Source organism: Pseudomonas sp. 2822-15 (genome assembly GCF_002742515.1).
GTDB classification, from domain to species: domain Bacteria; phylum Pseudomonadota; class Gammaproteobacteria; order Pseudomonadales; family Pseudomonadaceae; genus Aquipseudomonas; species Aquipseudomonas salomonii.
Genome location: NZ_LJRY01000068.1, coordinates 1 through 347, shown reverse-complemented (window position 1 = coordinate 347; position 347 = coordinate 1). Strand labels below are relative to the sequence as shown.

Below are 347 nucleotides of genomic sequence, written 5' to 3'. Positions count from 1 at the left end.
TGGCAGCTCAAACAATGAATCTACCTAGAGGAGAAAATGAGCTTGATGCTACAATAGAATACTTAGTACAAGGTGGACCAGTTACGGAAATGTTACCAAATGGTTTTCAAGCGGTATTACCTTCAGGGACTGAAGTTTTAGAATCAGAGGTTTCTGATGGTGTTGCAACAGTGGACTTTTCTGAGCATTTTGCAGAATACCATCCTGATCAAGAACTTCAAGTACTTCAATCTTTAACTTGGACGTTAACACAATTAGATGATGTGGATCGTGTGATGTTAAAAATGAACGGAGAAGAACTTGTGGAAATGCCACAAAATGGTACACCAATCTCTTCAGGGTACACA

1 protein-coding gene is annotated in these 347 nt (G+C 39.2%); it reads left to right on the top strand.

The features are described from left to right. Positions 1–347: GerMN domain-containing protein (locus AOA59_RS00340; RefSeq protein ID WP_143522723.1), on the top strand; the 347-nt coding region annotated here is incomplete at both ends.